Source organism: Ruminococcus sp. BSD2780120874_150323_B10 (genome assembly GCF_015553695.1).
Classification (GTDB): domain Bacteria; phylum Bacillota; class Clostridia; order Oscillospirales; family Acutalibacteraceae; genus Ruminococcoides; species Ruminococcoides intestinale_A.
Genome location: NZ_JADNHD010000010.1, coordinates 1 through 25508, shown reverse-complemented (window position 1 = coordinate 25508; position 25508 = coordinate 1). Strand labels below are relative to the sequence as shown.

Sequence of the window (25508 nt, the reverse complement as noted above, 5' to 3'; positions counted from 1 at the left end):
TAGTTTTCGCTATCTGCTCTGTTTTTTGCTGTGATTTTGCTATTGAATATCTCTCACCAGAATTTTCCTATATGTGTCAGAAATATGTCAATCTCATATTTTGCTCCGGGGTTGTCTTTATCGTTTTCGTGTATGGTGATTTTGCTTACGAAAGTTCTCAGTATCTCAGGTGTCAGTTCTTCAATGTAAATATATTTGTTTGCCAAGGCAATGAACCTATCAACATTGCTTTCCTCTGTTTTGATTTCATTTATCTGATTTTGCAGTTCGGGTATCTTTGCCTTTAATTCGTGCAGTTCAGCAGTATAGCTGTCGGATAGAAGTCTGTACTGGTCATCGGGAATTTTACCGAGTGCATTATCCTCATAAAGCTTTCTGAATATTACATTCAGCTCGTTTTTGCGGTTATTCAACTTATCAAGCTCGGTTATCTTCTGACTGAGCTTTTTTCGGCTTTCCGACAAACTTCTTTTACTGATGCACTCAACAAATTTGTTCTTTTCATTGACCGCATAGTAAATTGCCTGATTGATTTCCTCCCTGACAATTTCATCTAATACAATCTCACGGATTCGGTGCGGAAGAATACAATCGCCGTCCTTGTGTCTGCGATAGGAACTACACATAAAGTAATAGCTTTTGGGCTTTGGCTTGTTTCCGCTGTTGTAAGTAAGCCTTGCTCCGCAGTCTGCACAGTAAAGAAGACCACTATATTTATTGATATTTCCTGACTTTGTAATCCTCTTTCTGCCCTCACGAACTTTTTGAACAATATCCCAGGTTTCTTTGTCTATTATAGCTTCGTGAGTGTTTTTAAATCTGAATTGATTTTCTATGGGAACAACTTTCTTTTTCCTATCTTTGTAGGATAAAGTTGTGGTTTTACAATTCACCGTATGTCCGAGGTACACTTCATTTTCAAGCATACCGACAATAGTTTTTGTCGCCCAGCTGTATCGGTCTGTAATATCGGTTTTCTGAATGATAACTCCGTCATTTTCATAGCGGTACACCGATGGTCTTGGGATTTTCTTCTCGGCAAGAATCTTTGCAATATTCCTTGGTCCCATTCCTGTGGCGCAGAGTTGAAATATCAGTTTCACATTCTTTGCAGTTTCTTCGTTGATAATCAAATGTCCTTTTCTGTCGGGATCTTTCTTGTAACCATAGGGAATATGAGAACCAATGCGTTCTCCCCGTTCTGCTTTAGACTTGATAACTGCACGAATCTTTTTGCTTGTATCTCTTGCAAACCATTCATTGAAGAGATTTTTGAAAGGTGCAAGCTCATTTGACGAACTGTTTATATCTTGGCTGTCGTAGTTATCGTTGACAGCTATGTAACGAACATCTCTGTGCGGAAACTCCATCTCGATATAGTTACCTACGCTTATGTAATTTCTGCCGAGTCTTGATAAGTCCTTTGTAATCAGAGTATCAACCTTATTCTCTTCAATCAGATTAAGTATTTTCTGAAATGCAGGTCGGTCAAAGAATACTCCCGAATATCCGTCATCAACAAACACCTCAATATTTCTGAAGCCGTTTTCAATTGCATATTTCGTAAGCATTGCCTTTTGATTTTCTATGCTGTTGCTGTCGCCCTCTTTCTCATCCTCCTGTGAGAGTCTGCAATAGAGAGCTGTGATTTTTTCTTCTGTTGTAATTAAATTATCCATTTGTCCTCCTTGTCTGTATCAAACCGCTTTAGAGTAATTTTTCGCAACGCAATCATACTCCTAAGCGTTTTGAATATCCAGACCAAATTTCAAATATTAAGATACTTTTTCAATTTCCTGCATCATAAGATATTTCAAGTTATCCTCTGCCGTCCGATTCGAATTCATATCAAAGATTGAGTTGACAGAGTATGTAACTCCGTTTATCCTGTAATCTTTGTGTGAAATCATTTTGTTATCTTCCACAATAACCATTCTGCTTCGTTTCAGATGACCGGCTACCGCAGAGTTATAATTTTCTTCCTTTGAAATTCTGAAGTCATTAATATCTTTCATTAAACCTCCGTTCTGATGAAGCTACATATTCAGATTAAATCCCATTTCTTCATCTTCGTATTCAATATTTTCTTCTTTTGATATTGCACCTGCAATCAATCCGGCGGTAAGTCCAAGTAAAGTACCAATATCACTGCTGTTTTGCTCGGCTGCAATCCGCTTTCTGCGTTCTTCTTCATCCTCCGACTCATCATCAATTATCCGAGAAAGTGATTCAGCAAGAGAGTTGACACCGCCGAGGACAGCACGGTTAACGCTATCCATTTTAAAGTTGTCATTAGAGTTGACCTCTTCACCTGTGACGCTATTGTTGACTCCAACTCCTGACCTTTTTGCAAGGTATTGTTCAAAAATTCCTCTTGACTCTTCCCAGCCTGTTCTAAAATTTTCGTCATATGCGTCTGTGTAGATTTGATTTCTTTCAGAATCTGTTCCGAAACTTTCTTCAGTTCCGTCTGGCAGTTCTGCGAGATTGTTTTCATATTGTCTTTGTTGATTTCCAGAATCCTCTCCAGATAGTCCACCATCTGGTCGTCCGTTGAGATTTTTGAAATCAGGTTGTACAGCTCCGGCTGAAAGGTTATTGCCGTTCTCAACAGATTGAGTTCTTCCTCTCTCACTTGAGAAGGAATTGAGATTACTTTCGTTTCTCCCGAGAGTAGTTCTATCGCCGTCAGCGAGTTGCTGTTCCTCTGCTTGAGGCTTTCCAAAATATTGTTCTTGCCTGTATCTGAATTCATTTTCCATACTTCCTTTCAAATATTTATCGTTGTGGAGTTTAATATCTCTGCACTTCATTTTGTTAGGACATTGATAGGTGATGTATTTCCTGTCATCAGTCCAAGTCACTGAGTAACCCATAATCGACATTGTGTTTATGAAATCTTCTTTGCTTCCGCTTATGTTCATAGCTTTATCTATGTCGTTCATCAGTTTGAATTTCCAACTCTGACCTTTGACTGCAGTGCGGTATTCTCTTGTAGAGATTTTTATACCTTCCTTGCTGTAAGGTTCAAGAGTCGAAAGATTATGCTGTCTGCAAATTTCATCGCTCAATGCCCGTAACGATTTGAGTGTGTTTGGATTCTGACGAAGCTTTTTGCCGTTTTCAAAGCTGACTGAGTTGATTACGAAGTGAGAATGAATATGCTGTGCATCGCAATGTGTTGCAACTAAAACTTCATATCCTGTCCACGCTTTCTCGGCAAACACTAAAGCAACCTCATGAGCTTTATGCGGAGTAATATTTTCTTCGGGTGAGAAGGATTGAACGTACTGATAAAAATTCATTCCGTCAGTTTTACCGTATGACTTTTTAGTAGCCATAAACTCTTTGAATGCATTTTCACCGTCACAGTTAATTCCGCTGACAAGTCTTTGATTTGAAATCTCATCATAGACTTTCTTATCCTGACAACAGTAATCAATTACACATTTCATTGCACTTATGGATTGCTTGGACTCTCGAATATATGTCACGGTCGCCATTACTTATCCTCCGACAGTTTTATGATTGCATCATAGATTTTCCTCTGCATATCAATTACTTCTTCAAAATTATACGAACAAAAAGCACCGCTGTTTATCTTTCGTGTTATCTGATTCAGGTTGTTTCCAATCCTTTTCAGCTCAACAAGCAATGGTTGCAAGTCAATGACTTTGATTTCACTTTGCAATGAAGATTTCAAAATATATTCAGTCAATGTAATCTTAGCTTTCTTTGACTTTTTATTGATTGCAGATTTTTCAGAATCAGTTAATCTGATACTTAAAGTTTGATTTCTCTTACGATTTTCTATTTTTATGCACCTCCGTAATAAAGTGGGTCCGGGCTTCGCTCGGTTTTATGTGTTCGGCGGACAGCCGGGCGCTCTGCTTGCCCCGGACAAGTCCGGGAAATGTAGCTCAAACTTTCGCTTCTAAAGATAAACTTTCAATTCAGCCGTAAATTCGCCCTAATTGCGATTTTCACTTTCAAGCGGGTACTTCCTTGACTTCTGCAAAATAACCGCACAAATCGGCAACAACGGCGAAACAACCGCCTTGCGACGATAAAAACGATAGAAACGATAAATCAGAGAGCGGTATTTTTATCGTACTTAACGTCACCATCGTCACCGACAGACATATATAATTTTTTCACTCCTCCCATATTTTTACTACTCTTTTCTGATAAATTCACTTACCTCCTTCCGCTTGTATTGTGGATAAATTTGTGTTAGACTTATATTTGTCATCGACAATATATTTTTATTCACTGACAATTTATAAGAGGGATTTATGTTTAAAAAGATACTTTACTGCGTTGGCAATAAGACAATAGAAATAAACGGAGAAGATTTTTCCCTCGGCGAACTTACCACCGAGGTACTCAATCTTCCCCGTAACAATTACTTGGAAATGAAAACTATTCTTGACTCTGCAATCCAAAAAACTTATAAATATGAAACCTCGCACGATTTAAAAGACTGGTTTGAAGCTAATGAAGATTACACTGTGCTTGATAAGATGATGAGCAAACACAAAATTTTTTTTCTGTTGAGAGAAGATAATAATATTTTAGAAGAAACAAGACAATTTACTTCACAGCTTTCTCTTTTTGAAAATGATGATTGCGAGCTTTCACACAGAGATTTGGAAATCTTATCGCAGATTGAAGAGTACAACGAATATCTTGAACATCCCGAGAACTTTGAAAATTCCGATACAGTATATCTTGACAATGAGGAAAGCGGATTAAGCTTTCCTATTGACATTCCAAAGCCTGATATTCCGTCTACACCGCCGTCAAAGGCAAGAGCATTACTTATCTATCCCGGAAATACTAAAACAAAATGGGAGTACTACAAAAACTTTTGCTCAATGTACGAGAAAATATTATCCGATATACAGTCATTCAACAATACAATCTACAACTTCATAGACTTCTATTTATCCAAACTTCAAAAACTCAATTCAAATAATTATGCATCTGCTTTGCATAACTTTTTGAATCATCCGAGTGCAATCAAGCTGATTGCAAATCCGATTACCGATACAGGCTTATTTACTAATGCCGATTCAGTTACACTCAGATATATTCCCAGAGAAACATTAAAGGGTTCAGGTGAGTTTAAAATTTATGAATATTACGAAGTGCAATCACTCCAGACGCTTCTGAAAACAGATTTTTACAAGGCTTTAGAGGCAGGATATATAATTCGCAGGTGTGAGTATTGCGGAAGATTTTTTCTGCTTAATAAAGCATACCACACTAAATACTGCGACAAGCCTGCTCCCGATAATCCGAATTACACCTGCGCTCAGCTTGGCTATCACTACAAAGGAGTTAAAGAAACCGTTGCAGACAATCCAAAGGCGCAGTCGCTTAACCGCTGTTACAAGCGTATTGACAAGGACTTATCCCGACGCATTATTACGGCAGAAGAAAGAGAAATCCTTTACGCAAAGGCTAAAGATTTATATCACCACGCTAAAATCACGCCGGGAATTTCAAATGAAGAATTTGAAAAATCTCTTGCTTCTGGAAATCTTTATCATCTCTGCAATGTAATACGAAAAACAAATCCGAGAGGACGACCGAAAGCTAAAAGGTAAGCGTATGACTAACGAAGAAATGATTCAGAAATATTACGACGGCGATGACAGTATGCTTGAAAAACTGTACAATGAAAACATCGGTTTTATACACAACATTGCAAAAGAAGCTGCCGTTGCATTCAATTGCTTCCATAAAAAAGAAAACAGACCGCAGGAGCTTACGGTCTATACAAAAGAAATATTAAGTGACTTGGATAGCGAGGGAGCACTTGCGTTCTTTGACTGTATTCAATCTCGAAAATATGATGTTACCAAAGCGAAGCTGACTACATATCTATATCCGCATATCAAAGGAGCAATGTACCGTTGGCTTGAGAAGAACGTGGGTGCAGTTTCACTTTCAAAGCACGATATGAACACAGTCCGTAAGGTTCAGAAAATGTATTATGAAGATTACAAGGAAGTCAATGAAATTGCAGATGAATTGAAGTTGTCTGAAACCACAGTTGAGAAATATATCAACTACAACACGCACAGCCTGTCTATGGAGGACATCACATCCGACAATTCTGATAGTATTATTGATTCCCTTTTATCAGATGAAACATCAGCTTCTACGGACAAGCTTGTTCAGCAAAAGCTCTGCCTTGAGCTTTTGAAAAAACAGTTTAACAAGCTACCCGACAAAGACAAATATATACTCGGACATTCAATGGGTGTATTCGGCTATGAAAAGAAAACGCTTGACGAAGTTGCTCTTGTTGAAATGATGACCATAGACGGAGTGATCAAGGCAAGAAAAGCTATTATTAAAAAGTTAATAAAAACAGGTAAATACCACGATTAACGGGAGAACAATTTACAGCGTTCTCCCGTTGATTTTTGAGTAAACAATTATTATTGATTTACCGATTCAATGATAATCCGTGCTCCTAACCTAAAGCCGTTTAGGAATGCATCTTTTTCACAGATTTCAGAAATTTCACGATTGCAATCCTTGTATTTTTCAAAGGTTTCTTTCTGTTCCTCAGTCAGGGTTGCCGTGAGTTTTTCTTCATTTCTGTTTAGCAATTTCAGCAGTTCTGTGACCTCGCTGTTAAGTTTTGCACATTTTTCATTCGGAACTATGTTTTCATAATATAGCTCTTCAAGTGTATTCATTATTGCACCGCATTTCGCAGTACAAACATATATCACAAAGCTCTTGCAAAGTCCAGACTTTTTTCAAGTATTACTCTATTCTATAAAAATATTAATATGGAAAAAATAACTTGCAATTCCCGATGTTTCAAGTTACCATACAACAAATAAATTATGATAAATAAAAATTCGCAGAATATTTACATCTGCGAATGCTAAAATAACCTATTATTTTTATTATTTCTACAATATTTTACCACATATTTAATAATAATTCAATTGATTTTACTACTGTATTTTGAAATAAATCATAGAAAATCGTATTATTTGTAGCTGAAATTATTTTATTTGTGGTCAAATATGTAGTCTGTTTTAAAATTAATATATTAAAACAGGAAGGATTTGTTAGTATGTCAAGGCGAGGAGAAAATATTTATAAGAGAAAGGACGGAAGATGGGAAGCTCGATTTGTTAAAGAAATAACTATTGACGGAAAGAAAAAATATGGCTCTGTTTATGGGCATTCTTACTCTGAAGTAAAGCAGAAACAAAAAACTCATATTTTTAATCCGCAGATTATTGAAACGAAAAATTTTGCAACAGTTGAAGCCGTTATGAAGAATTGGTTGTATCTTACAAAGCACAAAACCAAGTACTCTACTTTTGTGAAATATGAAACTATCATCAACAATCATATTATTCCTGAGCTTGGAAAAATCAATGTGAGTATGCTGACCGCTAAACGCATATCAGAATTTACCGATAAACTTATCGATTCTTTTGCAACAGCAACAGTAAATAATATATTGATCGTTCTTGAAATGGGTTTTGACTACGCTGAGGAAGAATACAATATAAAATGCCCTAAAATTTCGCTGTTGAAACAATCCAAACAAGAAATGCGAGTGTTATCTCGGTCAGAACAGCAGACACTTATCAGATATATTAGAAACAATGATAATTGTTTTAGTTTTGGAATTTTGTTTGCACTTTTTACCGGTATTCGGATTGGCGAATTATGTGCTTTACAGTGGGATGACATAAAGGATAACAAAATTCATATTTCAAAAACAATGCAGAGAATAAAAAATGAAGACGGGAAAAGTACAGTTATGATTACTGAACCAAAAACAGATAAATCAAACCGCATTATTCCTGTTCCAACAGCTATTTATGAACTGATTGAAAAGTACAGAAAATCAAAAGGATATGTTATTCGTCAAGCTAATGGCAAATTTATTGAGCCACGTCTTATGCAGAAAAAATTCGGAGAAATTACTACTGCTTGCGGTTTGGAAAACGTAAATTTTCACACACTCCGTCACACCTTTGCAACAAGATGTATTGAGTCAGGTTTCGACGTTAAGACTCTGTCAGAAATTCTTGGGCACACTAATGTCCGCACCACTCTTGACAAATATGTTCATTCTTCCTTTGAACTAAAGCAAAAAAATATGGAAAAACTGACGTTGGATTTGGTAATTTAATTTTCTATTCATCGTCAAAAATATGGTCACTATTTATCTTACACTTTGATAATAGTGACCATTTTTATATTTAAACGCAGATGTAAATATTCTGCGAATAGTCTTCTAATTTTTCTCTATTATTGTCTTCATCATTTCAAAAAATATTCAACAAATATAAAAGGGTGAACCCATTTGATAGAGTTAATAGATTTTGAGTCATATCCTGTTAATTTGGTTAAGAGGATTTTGCTTAAGGACAAAGCAACAAAACAAAATATTATATGGGCAACTAATTCCTATGAACACTTGGGGTTTGAATACTCTGACAACAGTCAAATTCAGGAATATCTGATAAGCAAAATAAATAAGTGGATAGTTCAGCCGAGAGTGCAGAAAAGTGTTGAGCAACAGCAGAAGCGGACACGAACAAAAGCAGAAGTATTTACTCCGGCTTGGTTATGCAACAAAATGAATAATCTTTGCGATGAAGAGTGGTTTTGTAAAGCTGATGTGTTTAATACGGAAGTTGACCGTGATTGGCAGACTAATCCGGAAAAAATAGAGTTTTCGTATAACAAAGGTTGGCAGAAATATATTGACCAAAGAATACTTGAAATCACCTGCGGCGAAGCTCCTTACCTTTGTTCAAGATACGATATGTCAAGCGGTCAGATTATTACTATCAATAATCGCATAGGAATCCTTGACAGAAAATTGCGTGTAATTAATGAAAACACAACAAATAAAGAAGAATGGTACAAGTGGGTTATCAGAGCATTTCAAAGCTGCTATGGCTATGAATATCAGGGCGACAGCCTGTTGATTGCAAGAATTAATATGCTGTTGTCGTTTTACGAATATTATAAAGACCGTTGGAGTGAAGAGCCAAGTATAAACCAGCTTAAAAAAATAGCAAATATTATCAGTTGGAATTTGTGGCAGATGGACGGACTGAAAGGTACTGTACCAAACGGAGCACCGAATAAGGTTAACGAACAACTGCGTATTAATGGATTTACAAATACTAAAAATGTTGAAATCGAAAATTATGAATGCAAATTATATAATTGGAGAGCTGACAGATCGCTTTATTATTCAGACTTAAAAGGAGTGAAAAGGAAGATGAAATTTGATTTTGCAATCGGAAATCCACCTTATCAGGATAATACTATTGGAGAAAATGATACTTTTGCTCCACCAGTATACAATATATTTATGGATGAAACATTAAAATTTGCCGATAAAGTTGAACTTATTCATCCTGCAAGATTTTTATTCAATGCTGGTAGTACACCAAAGCTATGGAACAAAAAAATGCTTAATGATAAAAACTTCAAGATAATTAGTTACATATCAAAAAGTAGTGATTTGTTTCCCAATACCGATATAAAAGGTGGCATTGTAATTTCGTATCATGATAATCAAAAAGATTATGGAGCAATTGAGATATTCACTCCCTTTTGGGAATTAAATAATATCCTCCATAGAATTACAAGTTATTATGAATTCATTTCATTAAGTAGCATAATAGAGTCTGCTTACTCTTACCATTTTACACCTCTATTGTATGAAGAAAACCCGAAATTATCGACAAGACTGAGCAAAGGTCATAAATATGATCTCAAATCAAATGTTTTTGATTTGCTACCAGAAGTATTTGCTGATGAAAAAATCAATGATAAATACATAAAAATATTAGGAAGGCAAGATAATCAAAGAACTTATAAGTGGATAAAAAGGTCATATGTTACTAATACTGTTAATCTCGAAAAATACAAGGTATTTATAGCCGGTGCAAACGGAAGCGGTGCTATAGGAGAAGTATTAAGTACGCCATTAATAGGAACGCCATTAACCGGCAATACTGAATCTTTTATCAGTATTGGAGCATTTGATAAATTAGAAAATGCAGAAAATTGTATGAAATATGTTAAAACCAAATTTGCAAGAACTCTATTAGGATTATTAAAAGTTACACAAGCTATAACGCCTGGCAAGTGGAAATATGTCCCCCTCCAAGACTTTACCGAAAATTCCGACATTGACTGGTCAAAATCAATTCACGAAATAGATTTACAACTCTACAAAAAATACAATCTTGACGATACTGAAATAGAATTTATAGAAAAGAATGTTAAGGAGATGAGCTGATGAATAACCGCATAAGCATTAATACTACAAAACAGGTTGTCCCTATGATTTACGCTTACTCAACTCCTGAAATTACAAAACACAATGGCTGGCTTAAAATCGGTTATACCGAACAGGAAGTAGATAAAAGATTAAAGCAGCAAACCTATACCGCTGATGTTGAATACATAGAAGAATGGCGGGGTAATGCTGTTTTTGAAGACGGAAGCGGCGAAAGGTTTACCGATAAGGATTTCCATGCGTATTTAATAAAAAACAATGTCGAAAACAAAAAGAAAACCGAATGGTTTCATATTGACAAAATAAAGTCTAAGCATATGTTTTATGACTTTAAGGAAAACAGAGGAGTCTTAGAACAAAATGACGCTGTTCTGCCATATGAACTGCGTTCCGAACAGAAGAAAGCCGTTCAGATGGCTAAGAACTATTTTGAAACTCACGAAAAAGGCGAATTCCTTTGGAATGCAAAACCTCGTTTCGGCAAGACGCTGTCTGTTTATGATTTGTGCAAAGCTATGAATGCCCGCAGTGTTTTGATTGTAACTAACCGTCCTTCTATTGCAAATTCATGGTATGAAGACTACAAAAAATTTATGGGAAGTGAATCGGGTTATTTGTTTGTAAGCAGTACGGAATCGCTGAAAGGGAAACCGTATGTAATAAGTCGTGAGGAATATCTTACATATAATCGCAGTCAAAGTAAAACTGAAAACAAAAAACGCTGTATAGAATTTTTGAGTTTGCAGGATTTAAAAGGTTCAATTTATTTTGGCGGAAATTATGATAAGCTAAAGCACGTTAAGGATATGCATTGGGATTTGCTTGTTATTGATGAGGCGCACGAGGGCATAGACACAAGCAAAACCGACATTGCTTTTAATCGGATCACACGCAATCACACCTTGCATTTATCCGGCACTCCTTTTAAAGCCCTGGCTAATGACAAATTTCCGCAGGACGCAATTTTTAACTACACATATGCTGATGAACAAAAGAAAAAGCGTGAATGGAACAGTTCTGAACAAAATCCTTATGCTAATTTACCGCAGCTAAACCTTTTTACATATCAGATGTCCGAAATAGTCAGAGATGAGTTATCAAAAGGAAAAGAGTTAGAGGGAGAAACCGTAGAATATGCTTTTGACCTTAACGAGTTTTTTGCCACATCCGAAAGCGGAAAATTCCTGTATGACAGTTCTGTTGACAGATTTTTGGACGCACTTACATCTCAAGAGAAATTTCCGTTTTCAACTGATGATTTAAGAAATGAACTTAAACATACATTCTGGTTGCTGAATCGTGTTGACAGTGCTAAAGCATTAGCGAAAAAGCTGAAAGCACACCCTGTTTTCAAGGATTACGAAATTGTTTTAGCAGCAGGTGACGGCAGATTAAGCGCAGATGAAGAGAACAAAAAAGCCTACAACAAGGTTGTGGACGCTATCAGAAAATATGATAAAACCATAACTCTATCGGTAGGACAATTAACAACGGGTATTACGATTCCTGAGTGGACTGCTGTATTAATGCTTAGCAATGTCAAAAGTCCCGCTCTGTATATGCAGACCGCTTTCAGGTCACAAAACCCATGTATGTTCAGCAACGGTTCAGAGTTTTTCAGAAAAAAGAATGCTTATATATTTGACTTTGACCCAGCCAGAACTCTGGTTATTTATGAACAATTCGCAAATGATTTATCTGCTGAAACTTCTGACGGAAGAGGAGATTCTGATACCCACAAAAACAATGTTCGCACATTGCTCAACTTTTTCCCTGTTATCGGCGAAGATGAAAATGGAAAAATGATAGAGCTTGACGCTGAAAAAGTTTTATCAATACCAAGAAAAATAAGGTCTAAAGAAGTTGTTCGCAGAGGATTTATGAGCGACTTCTTATTTCAGAATATATCAAATGTATTCAAAGCTCCGCAGGAAGTAATTGATATTATAAAAAATTTCACTCCTGTTGCTGAGCCAAATTCCAACCTGAATATTACGACTGAAACCGGAGATGATTTGTCATTAGATGATAACGGAAACGTCAATATTGATGATAACTTCGTTATAGGAACTGCTACAGAAGTTTTCGGTGACAAAATTTATGATATTACCGATTCCCTTAATGACAGTATTGATAATATTGAATTGGAAAATGACAGCAAAAAAGACACGTTAGAAGATTTAAAAAAGATTTTCAAAAAGCAAGTTACTGAACCACTGATAGATTCTGCAAAAGAACATTATGGCGAAAATCTGTCTAAATCAAGTCAGAAAAGACTTGAAAAGAAAATTGAAATTGAATCCGATAAAAAGATTAATGCTGCCTATGGTGATTTTTCTATTAAAAGCAAAGAGCTTGAAAAGGAATATAAGGACAAGTTAGAGGAAGCATCAGCAGAAAATAAGCAAAAAATTCGTCAAGAGTACAAGAAAAAAGTTAAGGAAGTCCGGGACGAGTTTAAACAAGCTCTTTCCGAACAGGCTGACAATTTTGTTGAACAGTTAGGGCAGGAGGTTGTTCGCACAGTTGAAACAGAAGAAAAAGAACGTGAAAAGAAAGACCTTGAAGGCGGAATAAAAGACCATTTGAGAGGCTTTTCAAGGACTATTCCGTCTTTCCTGATGGCTTACGGAGATAACGAAGTGACACTCGAAAACTTTGATAGAATTATTCCTGATAATGTGTTTGTTGAGGTTACAAGCATCACTCTCGAACAGTTCAGATTTTTGCGTGACGGCGGTGATTATACAAATCCTGAAACCGGAGAAACAGAACATTTTAACGGACAATTATTTGATTCTGTTGTTTTCAATGACTCTGTTAAGGAATTTATGAATCTAAAGAAACAACTGGCAAATTACTTTGACGAATCCAATAAAGAAGATATTTTTGATTATATTCCGCCTCAAAAGACTAATCAGATTTTTACACCCAAACGGGTAGTTAAGAAAATGGTTGATGAGTTGGAAAAAGAGAATCCAAACTGCTTTGATAATCCTGAACACACATTTATAGACCCATATATGAAGTCCGGAATGTTCATTACAGAAATAGTAAAGCGACTATACCAAAGCCAAAATATGAAAAAGCTGTTTTCTGATGATAAGGAAAGATTAACCCATATTTTTGAAAAACAGGTGTACGGACTTGCTCCTACGGAAATAATTTACAGAATCGCTATAAGCTATATTCTGGGATTCAGCAACGATAGTATCCGTAATCACAATTTTCGTCAGGTTGACGCCTTAGAATATGCAAAATCAGGCACCTTACAGCAAAAGATAGATGAGCTTTTTGGTTAGGATTCTTGGCAATTAACAAAAGCGGGAACAGTTACTGAAAGCTGTTCCCGTTTACTAATATATTCAAGACTTGTCTGTTTAAGACAATATTTTTCTGACACATAAAATCAATTGAAAGGTGTTTTTATATTAAATTATATCTATTGTTTCAATCAAAGCTCGAGCATATCTTTTTGCTGACACATTGACTGAATTTTTCGTAATACAAACACATAAATATGCAATTTCCAGTATATGTACTGACATTGAAATTGCATACTTTACAGTGCTTTGTTTTAGAGTTTCAAGATATGGAAACCATATGCTTAAAAGCAGTATAAATAAGGCAATAATATTAAATATAATTCCTAGCTTTTTAAGATTTCTCATATTTCGATGATAACCGTAGTTTATATTTTCTTCATATACCAGATGAAACACTTTTTTATCCCTTGTTTTTGAAGATAGCCAAGCTATCACACTACTACACAAATCATATGAAATTCTTTCATTCCATTCGCTTTCTTCACAAGCAAAAATTCTGAATTCTGGTTCAAATGAAGCTAATTTTCTGTAGTACCTTTTTCGTGTTTCCGTGGATAAACCAGAATTTGGTTGTAAATAACTTGCTGCGTAGTTTACTTTTGCTGAGTCTTTTTTAGAACGACATATATTAAGTAAACACTGGCAAATAACAACTGTTATTAAGGTAAGAATAATATTCTCTGTTAAGGAGAATTTCTGTCCTGTAATAAAGAACACATCAATTACAAACGGAGCAGCATAAAAAGCTATAACACTCAACCTAGCTCTCAGATTATAGCTATCAAAAATATTCAGGTCCATATTCAAGCCACCTTCCTATAAGCGAATTGTATTCGCCTCATAAGAGGAAGTTTTGATGAATTCAAAAAATCCAGTTCAGATGTTGTTACGTCAAATGACAATCCAAATGCATTACCTTCGTAACAATACACCCTACCGTAATTATCCGATTTACTATAATATAAATTTTTCTGCCCTACAAATAACGAACCGTTATCAATTAAATCACAGGAATTTACAATTTTTAGACAATTTTTAATCTTATTGCCATATACCCCCAAAAAACGTTTAACCCAATAATTATGTCCATACAACATAACTATATTGTCATCATAGTAAGGAAAACTTCGTAATTCTATTAAGCTGTTGTTTCTATCAACAACTACAAAATAAGTGTTTAATGCCAAATACAAATATTCCTGTCGTGCTTTCAGTTCATTTTCAAAACAACATTGAAGGATGTATCTCACTATAGAATCACCCCATTTCAAAACGACCCAGTGTTCTGGTAACTTTAACCGTATATGCTGAATTGCCAGGATAACTCACGTCGCCATAGAGAGTTTTCTTAACCTGCTTGCCGGCACTTTTTAACTTTGTTGAACCACCGTTTGAATCGCCGGTGTTATCACTAACTAAGAAAATAACATCGTTTTCGCCAAGTTTTTCAGCAAAAATTTTCTCTGCTGTTTCCGGTTTACCGTGGTGAGGTAATTGTATTATTTTATAATCAGACAACTTGTCCTTTATTGATTCAAAAGAGCAATCTCCACAAAGCAAGGCGTTTTTATCTTTTAACTTAACCGAAATCTGAACACTTGCTGCGTTAATAACTGTCTCTGCATCAATAGTATTTCCTTCACTGTTCTTTAACTCTTTTGCTATAGTTTTGAGACAGTAACTTTTATCTGGTCCAACAATACACACACCTGGAACTATATCCTGTAATTCAATAGCATCTACTAACTCAACAGAACCACTCAAGCTTGCAATATTATCATAATCGTTTTTAATTCTCTCGCTTAAAGACTTATTTGTGACTCTTTTATCTTCTATTAACTTCAAGATTTCATCTTTGTGTTTTAAAAACAGTTGTGCATAGACCTTAGACACTAAGTCGTTCTCAATCAAATAAGGAATACCATCAAAATGGTCAGCGTCATTATGTGAAAGGACAACAATAGCTTTTTCATATCCGTGGTCAGACATATACTGTTCAACTCTTTTGGCATGCTCTTCACAGCCACAGTCATAGACAATTAACTGACTACCTGTATCAATCAAGATACAATCACCATAATTAGGACCTTGCGGTTTATAATTTTTTGAACTTAATAATTTTAATTCTTTCATATATTAACTCCTATTTATCACCTCAATTGATTTAACGTGTCGATTTATCATAACATATCTTGTATCATTTGTCAATATTTAGTTTTGATTTGTTATAAATACTTACAATTTTCAGGAAAAGTTTTGCAGATTTAAAGTTTTTTGGCTAGACAAATATTTTTCTCAATGATATAATTACATATCGGAGGAGAAAGCTATGTTTACATCTATTTATTTACGCAACTATAAAACCTTTACCGATACTACTATAGATTTATCTTTAAATAGTACAAAAGTCAATAATTTGATATTACTTTACGGAAACAATGGAATAGGTAAATCAAATTTTGCTTCAGTATTTTTAAATTTTGCTGAACTGATTCGTACCATGGACGTAAGAGATATGATTCAAGAGTTTATGGAAAACTATCAGGAATCTCCTCAAAATGAGAAATTTATTCAATTATTAAAAACTCGATTTAAAGACATTGAAACAATAATTAAAGATTCTAAAACTATAGGTACAACAGAAAATATGATAATGGAATTTTCTTTTATCATCAAAGGCAAAAAAGGTAAATATTTTTTAGAAATGGATGACAAAGAAATTGTCCACGAAAGATTAGAGTATACTCTAGAAAAAAATAAAGGTGTGTATTTTGATATCACTCCTACAACAAAAAAACTTAATGAAAAAGTATTTATTAATAAATCTCTTCTGAATGATATTGAGATTAATGTTGAAAAATTTTGGGGAAAACACTCTTTGCTCGCAATTATTTATCACGAATTCAGTGACAAATCTAGTAGCTTTTTAAGAAATGCTTTTTCTACACATTTTATGGATTGTTTAAATGACTTTTCCTTGTTGTCATGTAGAGTTAAGAAATCTAACTCTCCGGAATATGGTATTCTCGGATTAACGCATCCAATGCTAGGAGACTTGGAATCTGGCACTATTAAAAAAGATGAAATAACTAATTTAGAAAATGTGGAAAAAATGTTAAATGTGTTTTTACCGAAAATTAATTCTAATATAAAAAATGTATATTATAAATTAAAAAATCAGAACAAAGAAATCGCTTATGAATTGTATACAAAACAGATAATTTCAGGCGATTTGAAAGATATTCCGTTTACATTAGAATCAACAGGAACACATAACATATTAGAGTTACTTCCATTTTTTATGATAGCAGCTCAAGGATACACTGCGGTAATAGATGAAATGGATACAGGAATTCATGACTTACTAGTTATGTATATGTTACAAGACATTTTTCCAGATATTAAAGGACAACTTATAATAACAACGCATAATACATTAGTTATGACTTCTGAATTCATACCTGCAAATTCTTTTTATGTAATCCAAGAAGACGAGGATGGCACACGAGAAATAAAATGCATTACAGATATAGATGGAAGAGTACATCCCTATCATAATAAACAACTTAGATATATAGTACATAAAGAATATGGAGCTGTGCCTGATAAATTAAATCTTTCAATCAAAGAGCTTGCAGGTATTCTCAAGTCGAAATAAATTGGAACATCAAAGTTAAAATTTTATCCTTACGAGCAGTCGGCATCCTTCTGCCCTTGCCAAGTGCGATAAATCCGAACTTCGTTACCGTGATAGGTGATGCATTCGGATTTATTGTTTTCATATCTAATTAGACTAAAGGGTTCGCAATTTTGCGAACCCTTTAGTCTTTATATCTGACAATATGTTACTATATGAAATCTTATTACCGAATGGATGTATCATTGAAAAAAGCCATTAATTATGATATACTTAACATAATAAAAAAGAGGTGAACGATATGAGTATAAGTCTAAAAGATCATAAATTGAAAAAGGGTAAATTCATATCACCATGGAATGACTTAGAAATTAATATGACAGAAAATCCATGGTTTCAAAACAGACTTCCAGAATATATATGGCTTGCATTAATATTTGATAAATTCGAGCGCACCGAAGCACTTAAAATATGTTGGGATATTATGCTGTCATTTCAAGAAAAGAATGTCAATTCGTTATGTATGTCTGAGTTATTAAAATATGAAAATGAACAGCAAAGGGACATTTGGGATACAGTATTAAAATTTGCAGGCAAAGAAACCATATCTCCATTAACTATTGTTTTCACTCATTCAAAATATCCGGTTTTTTCCAACTGCTTTTCTTGCGTTACTATATCTGCAGACGAAAGGCTTGAAAAAATAGAAGGCGCAATGAAAAAGGCTTCCTTCCACCAAACACATTTTTCAACAGATATTCGGTTTATTGTTTTGTATTATTCTGTTCTAACAAAAAAGTTAGGGATAATAAAAGAGACTGCAGAAGCTTTATCAAGATACCCGCATTTATCACATGATGACGTAGAAATGGAGATAATTAGACCCATAATTCGTTCTGCTGAAATGGGGTTGGATTTTACCTATAAAACCAATTATGAATACTTAAAATTTTTTTGGGAGGAAATTAGTGCCATGACAAGTTGTCAGCCGTTTTATATTGATTTTAAATTAGAAACTACCGACACAGACGAATACATAACAAAAGTTAAAGAGATAATGGATTATTATTCTGATATTTTTATTTCAGTAAAACCATTAGACAACAAAATGCTTGTCCTTTTAGGAATTGCGACATATTCATATAAGAGATTATTGGAATTAGTTAATTGCAATTTATATAACGAAATATCTGGTAGATCGATTATAAGGGTGTTAATCGAGAATTATATTATGATGAAATATCTTTTAAAACATGAAAGTGAACACACAGATATATGGAGTGAATATCAATATTATGGAATAGGTCAATATAAACTCATCTATCTTCGTTCACAGGAAAATTATGCTAATCCTAAAAGCCATGTGCCTTATCCTTACTTAGGAATTTTAATCAACGAATATACAGATCAACAATTTTTAGATATGGATACTAAATACTTTGATAAGTATAACGTCAGAGAAAAAGCCATAGATGTTGGAGAAAAAGACTTATTTGGCCTTTACTATGATTACGATTCTGCGTTCGAGCATGGCTTATGGGGAGCAATAAGAGAAAGTGCTATGCTGAAATGTAGTTCGGCAGGACACCAATTTCATTGTATTCCTGATGTTGAAAACAACCAAAAGCTGAACTCGGTTTGGCCTGACTGCAGATCTGTTATGAATAAAACTTTACAAGTTCTAAAAGACACATACACCTTGCCAGATTGTTACACTGTACCCGAGGATTAATATATGAAAAATTTATTAGATGCAGAAATAGAATCTTTACAATTTGAATACTTAACTATTTTGAAAAATGCACTGAATAATTTTTACGATGAAAACATTGAGGCTTGTTTGGATGAAATTTTAGTGTTTTGGAGTAAAAAGAAAACTCGTGTGATACCAATAATCCAATCTTATATAAAATCAGAAGACACGTACTTGTTCACCGGTGCCAGCTACTTGGATATAGATGATAATGAGCATTATCCGTTTTTTTCTGTTGGCGATAAGCACATTATAGACGATCCGCTATGCGTTTTTATAGAAATGTATTGTAACAATACGCATTTAAATTCTTCAACAAAAATCAGTCAGCAATTATATAACATGATATCCGATAATATTAATGTTATAGGGTCTTACTTCCCGAAATTTCTGATTTTACCGCTAAGGTATATTCATAAGATTGATCAAGACCTTTCTTATAAAGGTGCAAAAGACATATTTTTAAGTATGTTTTCGAACGATATCAACACATTTGAAGATTATAAAAAATTAGAAAATATTTCTGACATTGAAAAAGCTCTTTGTAATGGTATGGATAAAACCATATTTTTTGATGAAGAAGATGATCGAGCATTATCTTTAGTAGAACGATTTAAGGGATATGTTAATCGGATTCCTGAAGCTCAAGGGTTGGGTAACGACAATCAAATATTTTTATATACAGTTATGGGTCATTTGGTGCAAGCTCTTGATATTATAAAACTATGTGTCTATTTTAATTGTGCACCATATATCAGATACGATATTACTTTTAAATATGTTGCTGTAATTGGAAAAAACTTTGTATCCAACGATGAAATTTGCAAATTACTTAACAAAGGGATTATTGCAAATACCTTTTATAATCGTTTCGAAAAACAAAAAGTTGAAGCGGTTGACTTCAACAAATATGCTACATTAGTTAATAATTATCGAAGAGATAATAGCCTGTATAATCAAATAGATATAAACGATAAAGAATTATTGCCTAAAAACATTATACCAATAATAGATGAATACTTTGAAAAGTTGTGCGAATATGTGTCAACAAACATAAGCACGATGTAATTAATAGTGCAGGGACTGCCAATCATATAGATTGGCAGTCCCTATTCTTTATACAGTCGTTTTAACGGTGGTCTGTACCTTTAACGCGGCTTGCTCGGCCTTCCACTCCTCATACTCCTTTCGCCCTTCTTCGCTCTCAAAGAAGGCTTGAATTTGCGGAAAAAAGTGCCGTGCGAGGATTTCCAATTCTTGTTTTGGAATATTACATTTGTTTGCTGCCATAAGGCAACACTGCTTTTATTTCAACTGTTGTCTAGTCATTCCTCCTTTACATTACCAGATCATACTCATACCTTGCTCGTATTCTTCCTGAGTAGAATAGCAAGCATAAGCATTTGGTGAAATTTTTCTGCCGAGGATTTTTTCGAGCCTAAGCTTTTCGGCGGTGCTTAATTCTTTTGTGGGGTTTGGCTCATAATCATCTTCGGGTGGTGCTATTGAAAGCAGATCGTCAAGTAAATTTATGAGTCCTGTTGTAACCGTCATACTTGCATCGTGTGTATGCGCAGGAGTTTTATAATCGTTATACTCATCATAAAGTTCACTACTCACACCGCCAAGTGCAAAATACACTTCTAGATTATCTTTGAGCAGCCGCTCATCGAACAAACTCTTGTCGCGGCAGACGTGATTGTCGGGTGTGGTGAAGGTAATATATTTATACTTATCTTCCCACTTGACGTTGTATCCGTGCTCGCGCATACATGCAATAAATTCTTCCTTTGTATCGGAATTGCTTATTGCATATAATGCAAATCGGCGGAGTAACCTTTTCCATTCCGGCCATTTGCCGTAACTACTCTTTTCTTCGGTAATGCTCAGACCATATTCCTGACATAGCTTATTGTAGTAAGCCTTCCCCTCTAATAGTTCATCACGGGTTTGATGAAACTTTTTACCGTTATGGTAGTTTACCGAATTCATAATAAGGTGATTATGAGTGTGTCCTGTATTATGATGGGTCGCCACCAAGACTTGATAACCGGGAAAGTGTTCGGCAAACCGAATACCGATTTCGTGTGCAGTTTCAGGTGTGAGGTTATCCGTTGGAGCGAAGGACTGCACGATATGATAATAGGTTCTACCATCCTCTTTACCGTATTTCTGTTTTACATAACGAAATTCTTCCAAGGCGGTATCGGGTGAACATTCAATGCCGCTTATGAGTCTTTGCTCGGTTGCCTCTTTCCGCATAACATAAGGGAAAATATTATTCATCGGACAGTCCGAAGTAACGAATTTAACGATTGCCATATTGCTCTCAACTTCTCTCTTGTTTCCGTGAGGTTTGCTTCGGTAATGAAACCGGCGTTAATCGCACGGGCGATTTGATTTACATTATTACCGATGCGCCTGAGCTCTTCGGCAACATTATCCGCACCGTTTATTACGGTGATTTGTTTTTCCAAGGCACAGTCACGCAGATACTGACTGACAAGTCTGTATGAGGATAGTGCCTTGTGGGTGATGATTTCTTTTTCTTCAGGGGTTACCCTGAACTTTAATATTTCGGTTTTAGTCATCGCCTAAACCGTCCTTCCTGAAATTTTATAGGGGTATGGGCTTAGCCCGACCGCCTTTTATGCGGCCGACGATGAGGTGGTCGTAACACAAAGGCGAAACTCGCAATAAACGCCCTACCGATAGTTACTGCTGTAATCCATACGGCAGAAAAAGAAGAATGCAACAATGCAAAGGACTCCCATTGTCATCTACTTTTAACAATGCAGATGGGACACTCTGCAATGTTGCAATCTTTATTCGGGTATCGACCACGCCCAGCCTTTACCGATCTTTCGGGTTTTGATACCGTTAATGTTTTTCTTGGCTTCATTAACGGTGCGCTGTGAAATGTTTTTGTTAGCGGCGGTTCGGAATATTTCCTCTGCCGTAACTTCTTTTCCGTCTGCCAGTATACTGCGGATCAGTTCTTCCGCCACCGCTGTTTTGGTTTCAGCAGAGAAACCACAGAGCAATTCCTCTGCGGATATTTCACTGTAACCGTCGAGCCAATAAAAACCATCCTCATTACCAAGGTTGAAGGCGATGGATTTACCTTCGGGTGCCAGCGAAGATTTATCGTGAACGATAACACGAACATTTGGTTCTTTGCGGAGTCGACCTACCAACAGTACGCTTCTTGCAGCGGCTCGGAAGTCTATTGAGCCAAGTCCTCGGTAGGCACTGCTTGAGCCTTGTGCTTTATTAAGGTGACCGACCATAATAATGGCGCATCCTGTACGCTCGGCAACGGCGGCAACCTTTTTAAGAACCGTGCGGATTTCGTTGGCACGGTTAATGTCGATACGCTCACCAATATAACCTTGAATCGGATCGAGTATCATCAGTTTGGCATCGGTCTGCCTAATTGCTTGTTCAATTCTTTCATCCGACAGAGAAAGAGGATCGGTGTCCTCGCAGATATTAAGCACCCTGCTTTCATCTGCACCGGCTTCGATGAGTCTCGGTTTTATGGTATCACCAAGTCCATCCTCGGCGGTTTGATAAATCACATTGAAGGGTTCTGCAATTTCCATGCCGGGCAGAGCCACGCCCGAAGAACAAGCGGCGGCGAGCTGTAGAGCAAAGGTCGTTTTACCTTCGCCGGGATCACCTTGGATGATGGTCAGTTTTCCGAATGGGATATACGGTTTCCAAAGCCATTTGACTTCTTGAAGCTGCACATCCGACATTCGAACAAGGGATAAAGTTTTTCCGTTTGTCATTTTTAATCTCCTTTCTATAGTTTTTTGTGTTGAGGGTTCGATTGGAACAATCATATACATCCCACCTTTCATAATTCTAAAATTCATTGCCCCTAAAAAGTGGGGGCAGTATTCATATTGCGAACAGGTCAGTCTTTCTTTTTCCTTCTGCCTGTAATATAATTGTAAATAACAAAACTCGGTTTCTAAATGAACGAGTGAACTTTCAAAAAAATCAAAAGTTTAATTTAAGACAAAGGAGGGATTGCCAAATGAAAAGAACACCAGGACTTTATGTAACGCCGCAGAAAGGCGGTATAATAAAAAGAAACCTTGTTACGAACAAGGGCGAGACAGTGCTTGATGAAACTACTATCGGGGCAGAACTGATATGGTATGCCGAACTTGACTACAATACTTATGTTGATTCTTTAATTAAAATTGAAGACTTGGCAGAAAAAACAGAAGATGATGGCGATCCCGAAAATTACGGTACTGTCTATTTGAATACCTTTGATGAACTTTTAACCGAAGCCAACGAATTGGTATATGATATCTAAGCGGCATATCCGACACTTGGTTCATTGCTACGGTTTGACCTTTTGAATCACACACCCAAGGACGATGGAACGGCAATGTATGTGTATAATGCAAAATCGGCAATCTGCGAACAGATTGCCGAGCCGGTACACTTTTATATTCAATTGCGAGAAGTTTTGGAAGATTTATCTCTTGGCATTCCCTTGGATTTTGAAGATAAATATGCCAACCTTGCCCAAGGTTCATTTGCACAAAGCTATACTTTTACCAATACTCTTGAAATGGAATACCATTTCCGTTCCACTAAAAATTATTTCCAGTTCCTTTTAATGAACTATCTGAATTCTGACCCCAATGTTGCCCGATGCCATTGTTGCGGACAGTATTTCATTCCAAAGACACGAAAATCAACACTGTACTGTGATAGAGTTATGAAGGACGGAAAAACTTGCAAAGAAATCGCACCTGCAATTATTCATAAAAATGCCGTGGATGCAGATCCTGTTTTGAAAGTCTATGACCGAACTAAGCATAAAATGTATAAACGCTACGAACGCGCATATTATTCGCTTGACCAACTTCCGAAAGGTATATACTTTGAAAAATATTTAGAGTGGCGAGAGCCTGCAGCAGAAGTGCGAACTAAATACCTCAAAGGCGAATTAACAGCGGAAGAGGCACTAAAGATTATTGAGGTTAAAGATTAAACCCCGTACAATCGAACAGAAATAGTTTTATCGACCCGTAAGGCTGTTTCGGATAAAACAAACGCCTACAAAGGCAAAACAAAAAAATACCCACCGGATGTTGTAGCAAAGTTCAGCAATGAACCGCCGCATCCAGTGGGTATTTTTATGCTTGTTTTTATTTAATTTTAACCGCCGTAATTTTCCTCACTCATACATATGCAAACGTACCATTTGCCGTTAGCTTTGGTTACACCTACGGCTATGTATGGATATTGGGAACTGCCGACATATGCCCAATGTCCTTTGCTGTGGTGGAATCCGTCAGCAATGCGGTCGGACATACTTTCCGCCGTGCCGAACCAATCGCCCATACCGATGGCTTCTCGGTTATAGCCTTGGTAGTAACTATCCTCGGCGGTCATACCCGTAGAGTGTCATATCTATAAATTCGCCGTATTTTAATTCTTTGCACGCATTACGGATATCTGTGTGAGAGAAGTTTGTTGTAAGCTCATTGGCTCTGAATCATGCCACCTCGGTCAGTCCGGGGAGCATCATAGCTGCCGTATCGCCTTGTGCTATGCGGTAGGCATTTATTTTCTCTATTACGAGCTTTTCTATATCTGCAGTATTAACCTCCGGCCACTGTATGCCTACATATATTTCTTCTTGGTGTTCTTCAGTTTTCGGAGATGTTTCTTTCGTGGATTCAGTAATTTCCGCCGCCGTTGACTCGGTCTGTTTTGTTGTTACTGTAGGCTCGGTTTGTTCCTTTGGTTGTGTGGTCGTTATGGGCTTTGTGACGCTCACGAGCGGTTCGGTTGCCTGTTCCTTGCTCTCGGTCGGGGTAGGCTCTTTTTCTTTCTCTGTCGGCTCTACCGCCGTCACAGGCGGTGTTTTCATTATTGCCGTTTCTGATACCGTTGTTGGTGGACTTTCAGTAGGCAGCGGTGCGGTGTTGCCACCGCATCCCACCATGCTCACAAGCACCCCACAGCAGAAAATAAGGATTATGATATTCTTCATATATCCTCGACTTCCTCCAAGCCTTGCATCACTTCCACCATTATGCGCGTGGCTAAAATAAAACCTGAACTGAACGCCTCCCACTCGGTGATGCAGGATAGTTCACTTGTGCAATCCTTAAATTTTTCAAAGGTTTCCTTTTGTTTCTCTGTGAGTCCCAAGTTCAGTTCTTCCTCATTTTTGCATATCAGCTTTACGAGTTTATCAACTCTCGTCCCTCGCTTGATATACCTTTCATGCGGACTGATGTTGCCGTAGTATAAATCTTCGAGTGTTGTCATGTGCGTTGCACCTCCTTTTGCAACACAAATACATACCACAACGCTTTCCACAAGTCAAGAGATTTATTTATAAAAAGCAAAAGCGCCGCATTGTGGTGACCCCCAAAAGTTAGATTTGAAAGCGTAGTGGCTTTTAGCTGCTACGCTTTTGTTATGCAACTAAGGCAT

The 25508-nt window shown here is 36.2% G+C and carries 24 protein-coding genes and 1 pseudogene; 10 read left to right on the top strand and 15 right to left on the bottom strand.

The features are described 5' to 3' along the window. Window positions 1-53: 53 nt before the first annotated feature. The 4 genes from I2E21_RS07610 to mobC form a co-directional block, all read right to left on the bottom strand. On the bottom strand, window positions 54-1679 hold the full coding sequence (locus I2E21_RS07610; protein ID WP_195410921.1) for a recombinase family protein: 1626 nt from the start codon (window positions 1677-1679) through the stop codon (window positions 54-56). Window positions 1680-1775: 96 nt separating this feature from the next. Further along, a complete protein-coding gene (locus tag I2E21_RS07605) occupies window positions 1776-2015 on the bottom strand; it encodes a hypothetical protein (protein ID WP_195410920.1) in 240 nt (79 codons plus the stop codon). Window positions 2016-2036: 21 nt separating this feature from the next. Continuing rightward, window positions 2037-3503, bottom strand: coding sequence for a relaxase/mobilization nuclease domain-containing protein (locus I2E21_RS07600; RefSeq protein WP_195410919.1), 1467 nt, complete (start codon window positions 3501-3503; stop codon window positions 2037-2039). Beyond that, a complete protein-coding gene (gene mobC / locus I2E21_RS07595; RefSeq protein WP_243240609.1) occupies window positions 3503-3718 on the bottom strand; it encodes a plasmid mobilization relaxosome protein MobC in 216 nt (71 codons plus the stop codon). Before mobC ends, I2E21_RS07600 begins: the two co-directional genes overlap by 1 nt. A gap of 577 nt (window positions 3719-4295) precedes the next feature. Between mobC and I2E21_RS07590 the strand changes: the two genes are divergently transcribed. Beyond that, a complete protein-coding gene (locus I2E21_RS07590; RefSeq protein WP_195410918.1) occupies window positions 4296-5612 on the top strand; it encodes a DUF6076 domain-containing protein in 1317 nt (438 codons plus the stop codon). Between the two features lie 4 nt (window positions 5613-5616). Then, window positions 5617-6402: a hypothetical protein gene (locus I2E21_RS07585; protein ID WP_195410917.1), complete on the top strand. Its 786-nt coding sequence runs from the start codon at window positions 5617-5619 to the stop codon at window positions 6400-6402. Between the two features lie 50 nt (window positions 6403-6452). Here I2E21_RS07585 and I2E21_RS07580 read toward each other — a convergent pair whose 3' ends face one another. Further along, window positions 6453-6716 carry a DUF6809 family protein gene (locus I2E21_RS07580; RefSeq protein WP_195410916.1) on the bottom strand — a complete coding sequence of 88 codons (264 nt, stop codon included), beginning with the start codon at window positions 6714-6716 and terminating at the stop codon, window positions 6453-6455. Between the two features lie 389 nt (window positions 6717-7105). Here I2E21_RS07580 and I2E21_RS07575 point away from each other — a divergent pair, with 389 nt between their 5' ends. From I2E21_RS07575 to I2E21_RS07565, 3 genes are all read left to right on the top strand, one after another. Beyond that, entirely contained in the window at window positions 7106-8182 is a 1077-nt protein-coding gene (locus tag I2E21_RS07575) for a site-specific integrase (protein ID WP_195410915.1), read from the top strand. A 174-nt stretch (window positions 8183-8356) separates the two neighbouring features. Next, window positions 8357-10315 carry an Eco57I restriction-modification methylase domain-containing protein gene (locus tag I2E21_RS12295; protein WP_195410914.1) on the top strand — a complete coding sequence of 653 codons (1959 nt, stop codon included), beginning with the start codon at window positions 8357-8359 and terminating at the stop codon, window positions 10313-10315. Continuing rightward, a complete protein-coding gene (locus I2E21_RS07565; protein ID WP_195410913.1) occupies window positions 10315-13617 on the top strand; it encodes a DEAD/DEAH box helicase family protein in 3303 nt (1100 codons plus the stop codon). The genes I2E21_RS12295 and I2E21_RS07565 overlap by 1 nt, the downstream gene beginning before the upstream one ends. A gap of 129 nt (window positions 13618-13746) precedes the next feature. Here I2E21_RS07565 and I2E21_RS07560 read toward each other — a convergent pair whose 3' ends face one another. From I2E21_RS07560 to I2E21_RS07550, 3 genes are all read right to left on the bottom strand, one after another. Continuing rightward, window positions 13747-14442, bottom strand: coding sequence for a hypothetical protein (locus I2E21_RS07560; RefSeq protein ID WP_195410912.1), 696 nt, complete (start codon window positions 14440-14442; stop codon window positions 13747-13749). Between the two features lie 2 nt (window positions 14443-14444). Next, complete coding sequence (locus tag I2E21_RS07555) at window positions 14445-14828, bottom strand: hypothetical protein (protein ID WP_195410911.1); 384 nt, start codon at window positions 14826-14828, stop codon at window positions 14445-14447. Between the two features lie 70 nt (window positions 14829-14898). Further along, complete coding sequence (locus tag I2E21_RS07550; RefSeq protein ID WP_195410910.1) at window positions 14899-15774, bottom strand: MBL fold metallo-hydrolase; 876 nt, start codon at window positions 15772-15774, stop codon at window positions 14899-14901. 196 nt (window positions 15775-15970) lie between these two features. Between I2E21_RS07550 and I2E21_RS07545 the strand changes: the two genes are divergently transcribed. The 3 genes from I2E21_RS07545 (at window position 15971) to I2E21_RS07535 (ending at window position 20099) form a co-directional block, all read left to right on the top strand. After that, entirely contained in the window at window positions 15971-17299 is a 1329-nt protein-coding gene (locus tag I2E21_RS07545) for an AAA family ATPase (protein ID WP_195410909.1), read from the top strand. A 280-nt stretch (window positions 17300-17579) separates the two neighbouring features. Then, entirely contained in the window at window positions 17580-19010 is a 1431-nt protein-coding gene (locus I2E21_RS07540; RefSeq protein WP_195410908.1) for a DUF5677 domain-containing protein, read from the top strand. 3 nt (window positions 19011-19013) lie between these two features. Beyond that, complete coding sequence (locus I2E21_RS07535) at window positions 19014-20099, top strand: hypothetical protein (protein ID WP_195410907.1); 1086 nt, start codon at window positions 19014-19016, stop codon at window positions 20097-20099. 48 nt (window positions 20100-20147) lie between these two features. On the opposite strand, the gene I2E21_RS07530 is transcribed toward I2E21_RS07535, so the two are convergent. The 4 genes and pseudogenes from I2E21_RS07530 to I2E21_RS07515 all read right to left on the bottom strand — a co-directional run. Continuing rightward, entirely contained in the window at window positions 20148-20321 is a 174-nt protein-coding gene (locus I2E21_RS07530; RefSeq protein ID WP_195410906.1) for a hypothetical protein, read from the bottom strand. 51 nt (window positions 20322-20372) lie between these two features. Next, window positions 20373-21353, bottom strand: coding sequence for a relaxase/mobilization nuclease domain-containing protein (locus I2E21_RS07525; RefSeq protein WP_195410905.1), 981 nt, complete (start codon window positions 21351-21353; stop codon window positions 20373-20375). Beyond that, a complete protein-coding gene (locus I2E21_RS07520) occupies window positions 21314-21622 on the bottom strand; it encodes a MobC family plasmid mobilization relaxosome protein (RefSeq protein WP_195410904.1) in 309 nt (102 codons plus the stop codon). Before I2E21_RS07520 ends, I2E21_RS07525 begins: the two co-directional genes overlap by 40 nt. A gap of 234 nt (window positions 21623-21856) precedes the next feature. Beyond that, a pseudogene (locus I2E21_RS07515) lies at window positions 21857-22810 on the bottom strand (AAA family ATPase); the annotation flags it as partial. A gap of 266 nt (window positions 22811-23076) precedes the next feature. Here I2E21_RS07515 and I2E21_RS07510 point away from each other — a divergent pair. Then, on the top strand, window positions 23077-23364 hold the full coding sequence (locus tag I2E21_RS07510) for a hypothetical protein (protein ID WP_195410902.1): 288 nt from the start codon (window positions 23077-23079) through the stop codon (window positions 23362-23364). A gap of 42 nt (window positions 23365-23406) precedes the next feature. Continuing rightward, window positions 23407-24051, top strand: a complete 645-nt coding sequence (locus tag I2E21_RS07505; RefSeq protein WP_195410901.1) for a DUF6076 domain-containing protein — start codon at window positions 23407-23409, stop codon at window positions 24049-24051. A gap of 167 nt (window positions 24052-24218) precedes the next feature. Here the strand turns inward: I2E21_RS07505 and I2E21_RS07500 are convergent, their stop codons facing one another. The 3 genes from I2E21_RS07500 to I2E21_RS07490 all read right to left on the bottom strand — a co-directional run bounded on the left by I2E21_RS07500 (window position 24219) and on the right by I2E21_RS07490 (window position 25340). Further along, window positions 24219-24455, bottom strand: a complete 237-nt coding sequence (locus I2E21_RS07500) for a hypothetical protein (RefSeq protein WP_195410900.1) — start codon at window positions 24453-24455, stop codon at window positions 24219-24221. Between the two features lie 103 nt (window positions 24456-24558). Continuing rightward, window positions 24559-25059, bottom strand: coding sequence for a hypothetical protein (locus tag I2E21_RS07495; protein ID WP_195410899.1), 501 nt, complete (start codon window positions 25057-25059; stop codon window positions 24559-24561). Further along, window positions 25056-25340, bottom strand: a complete 285-nt coding sequence (locus I2E21_RS07490; protein ID WP_195410898.1) for a DUF6809 family protein — start codon at window positions 25338-25340, stop codon at window positions 25056-25058. Before I2E21_RS07490 ends, I2E21_RS07495 begins: the two co-directional genes overlap by 4 nt. Window positions 25341-25508: the final 168 nt, after the last annotated feature.

Excerpts from the sequence above, each read along its gene's own strand:
- I2E21_RS07610 (WP_195410921.1), bottom strand. The coding sequence starts at position 1,679 with ATGGATAATTTAATTACAACAGAAGAAAAAATCACAGCTCTCTATTGC.
- I2E21_RS07605 (WP_195410920.1), bottom strand. The coding sequence starts at position 2,015 with ATGAAAGATATTAATGACTTCAGAATTTCAAAGGAAGAAAATTATAAC.
- I2E21_RS07600 (WP_195410919.1), bottom strand. The coding sequence starts at position 3,503 with ATGGCGACCGTGACATATATTCGAGAGTCCAAGCAATCCATAAGTGCA.
- I2E21_RS07590 (WP_195410918.1), top strand. The coding sequence starts at position 4,296 with ATGTTTAAAAAGATACTTTACTGCGTTGGCAATAAGACAATAGAAATA.
- I2E21_RS07585 (WP_195410917.1), top strand. The coding sequence starts at position 5,617 with ATGACTAACGAAGAAATGATTCAGAAATATTACGACGGCGATGACAGT.
- I2E21_RS07580 (WP_195410916.1), bottom strand. The coding sequence starts at position 6,716 with ATGAATACACTTGAAGAGCTATATTATGAAAACATAGTTCCGAATGAA.
- I2E21_RS07575 (WP_195410915.1), top strand. The coding sequence starts at position 7,106 with ATGTCAAGGCGAGGAGAAAATATTTATAAGAGAAAGGACGGAAGATGG.
- I2E21_RS07565 (WP_195410913.1), top strand. The coding sequence starts at position 10,315 with ATGAATAACCGCATAAGCATTAATACTACAAAACAGGTTGTCCCTATG.
- I2E21_RS07560 (WP_195410912.1), bottom strand. The coding sequence starts at position 14,442 with ATGGACCTGAATATTTTTGATAGCTATAATCTGAGAGCTAGGTTGAGT.
- I2E21_RS07550 (WP_195410910.1), bottom strand. The coding sequence starts at position 15,774 with ATGAAAGAATTAAAATTATTAAGTTCAAAAAATTATAAACCGCAAGGT.
- I2E21_RS07545 (WP_195410909.1), top strand. The coding sequence starts at position 15,971 with ATGTTTACATCTATTTATTTACGCAACTATAAAACCTTTACCGATACT.
- I2E21_RS07540 (WP_195410908.1), top strand. The coding sequence starts at position 17,580 with ATGAGTATAAGTCTAAAAGATCATAAATTGAAAAAGGGTAAATTCATA.
- I2E21_RS07535 (WP_195410907.1), top strand. The coding sequence starts at position 19,014 with ATGAAAAATTTATTAGATGCAGAAATAGAATCTTTACAATTTGAATAC.
- I2E21_RS07530 (WP_195410906.1), bottom strand. The coding sequence starts at position 20,321 with ATGGCAGCAAACAAATGTAATATTCCAAAACAAGAATTGGAAATCCTC.
- I2E21_RS07525 (WP_195410905.1), bottom strand. The coding sequence starts at position 21,353 with ATGGCAATCGTTAAATTCGTTACTTCGGACTGTCCGATGAATAATATT.
- I2E21_RS07520 (WP_195410904.1), bottom strand. The coding sequence starts at position 21,622 with ATGACTAAAACCGAAATATTAAAGTTCAGGGTAACCCCTGAAGAAAAA.
- I2E21_RS07510 (WP_195410902.1), top strand. The coding sequence starts at position 23,077 with ATGAAAAGAACACCAGGACTTTATGTAACGCCGCAGAAAGGCGGTATA.
- I2E21_RS07500 (WP_195410900.1), bottom strand. The coding sequence starts at position 24,455 with ATGACCGCCGAGGATAGTTACTACCAAGGCTATAACCGAGAAGCCATC.
- I2E21_RS07495 (WP_195410899.1), bottom strand. The coding sequence starts at position 25,059 with ATGAAGAATATCATAATCCTTATTTTCTGCTGTGGGGTGCTTGTGAGC.
- I2E21_RS07490 (WP_195410898.1), bottom strand. The coding sequence starts at position 25,340 with ATGACAACACTCGAAGATTTATACTACGGCAACATCAGTCCGCATGAA.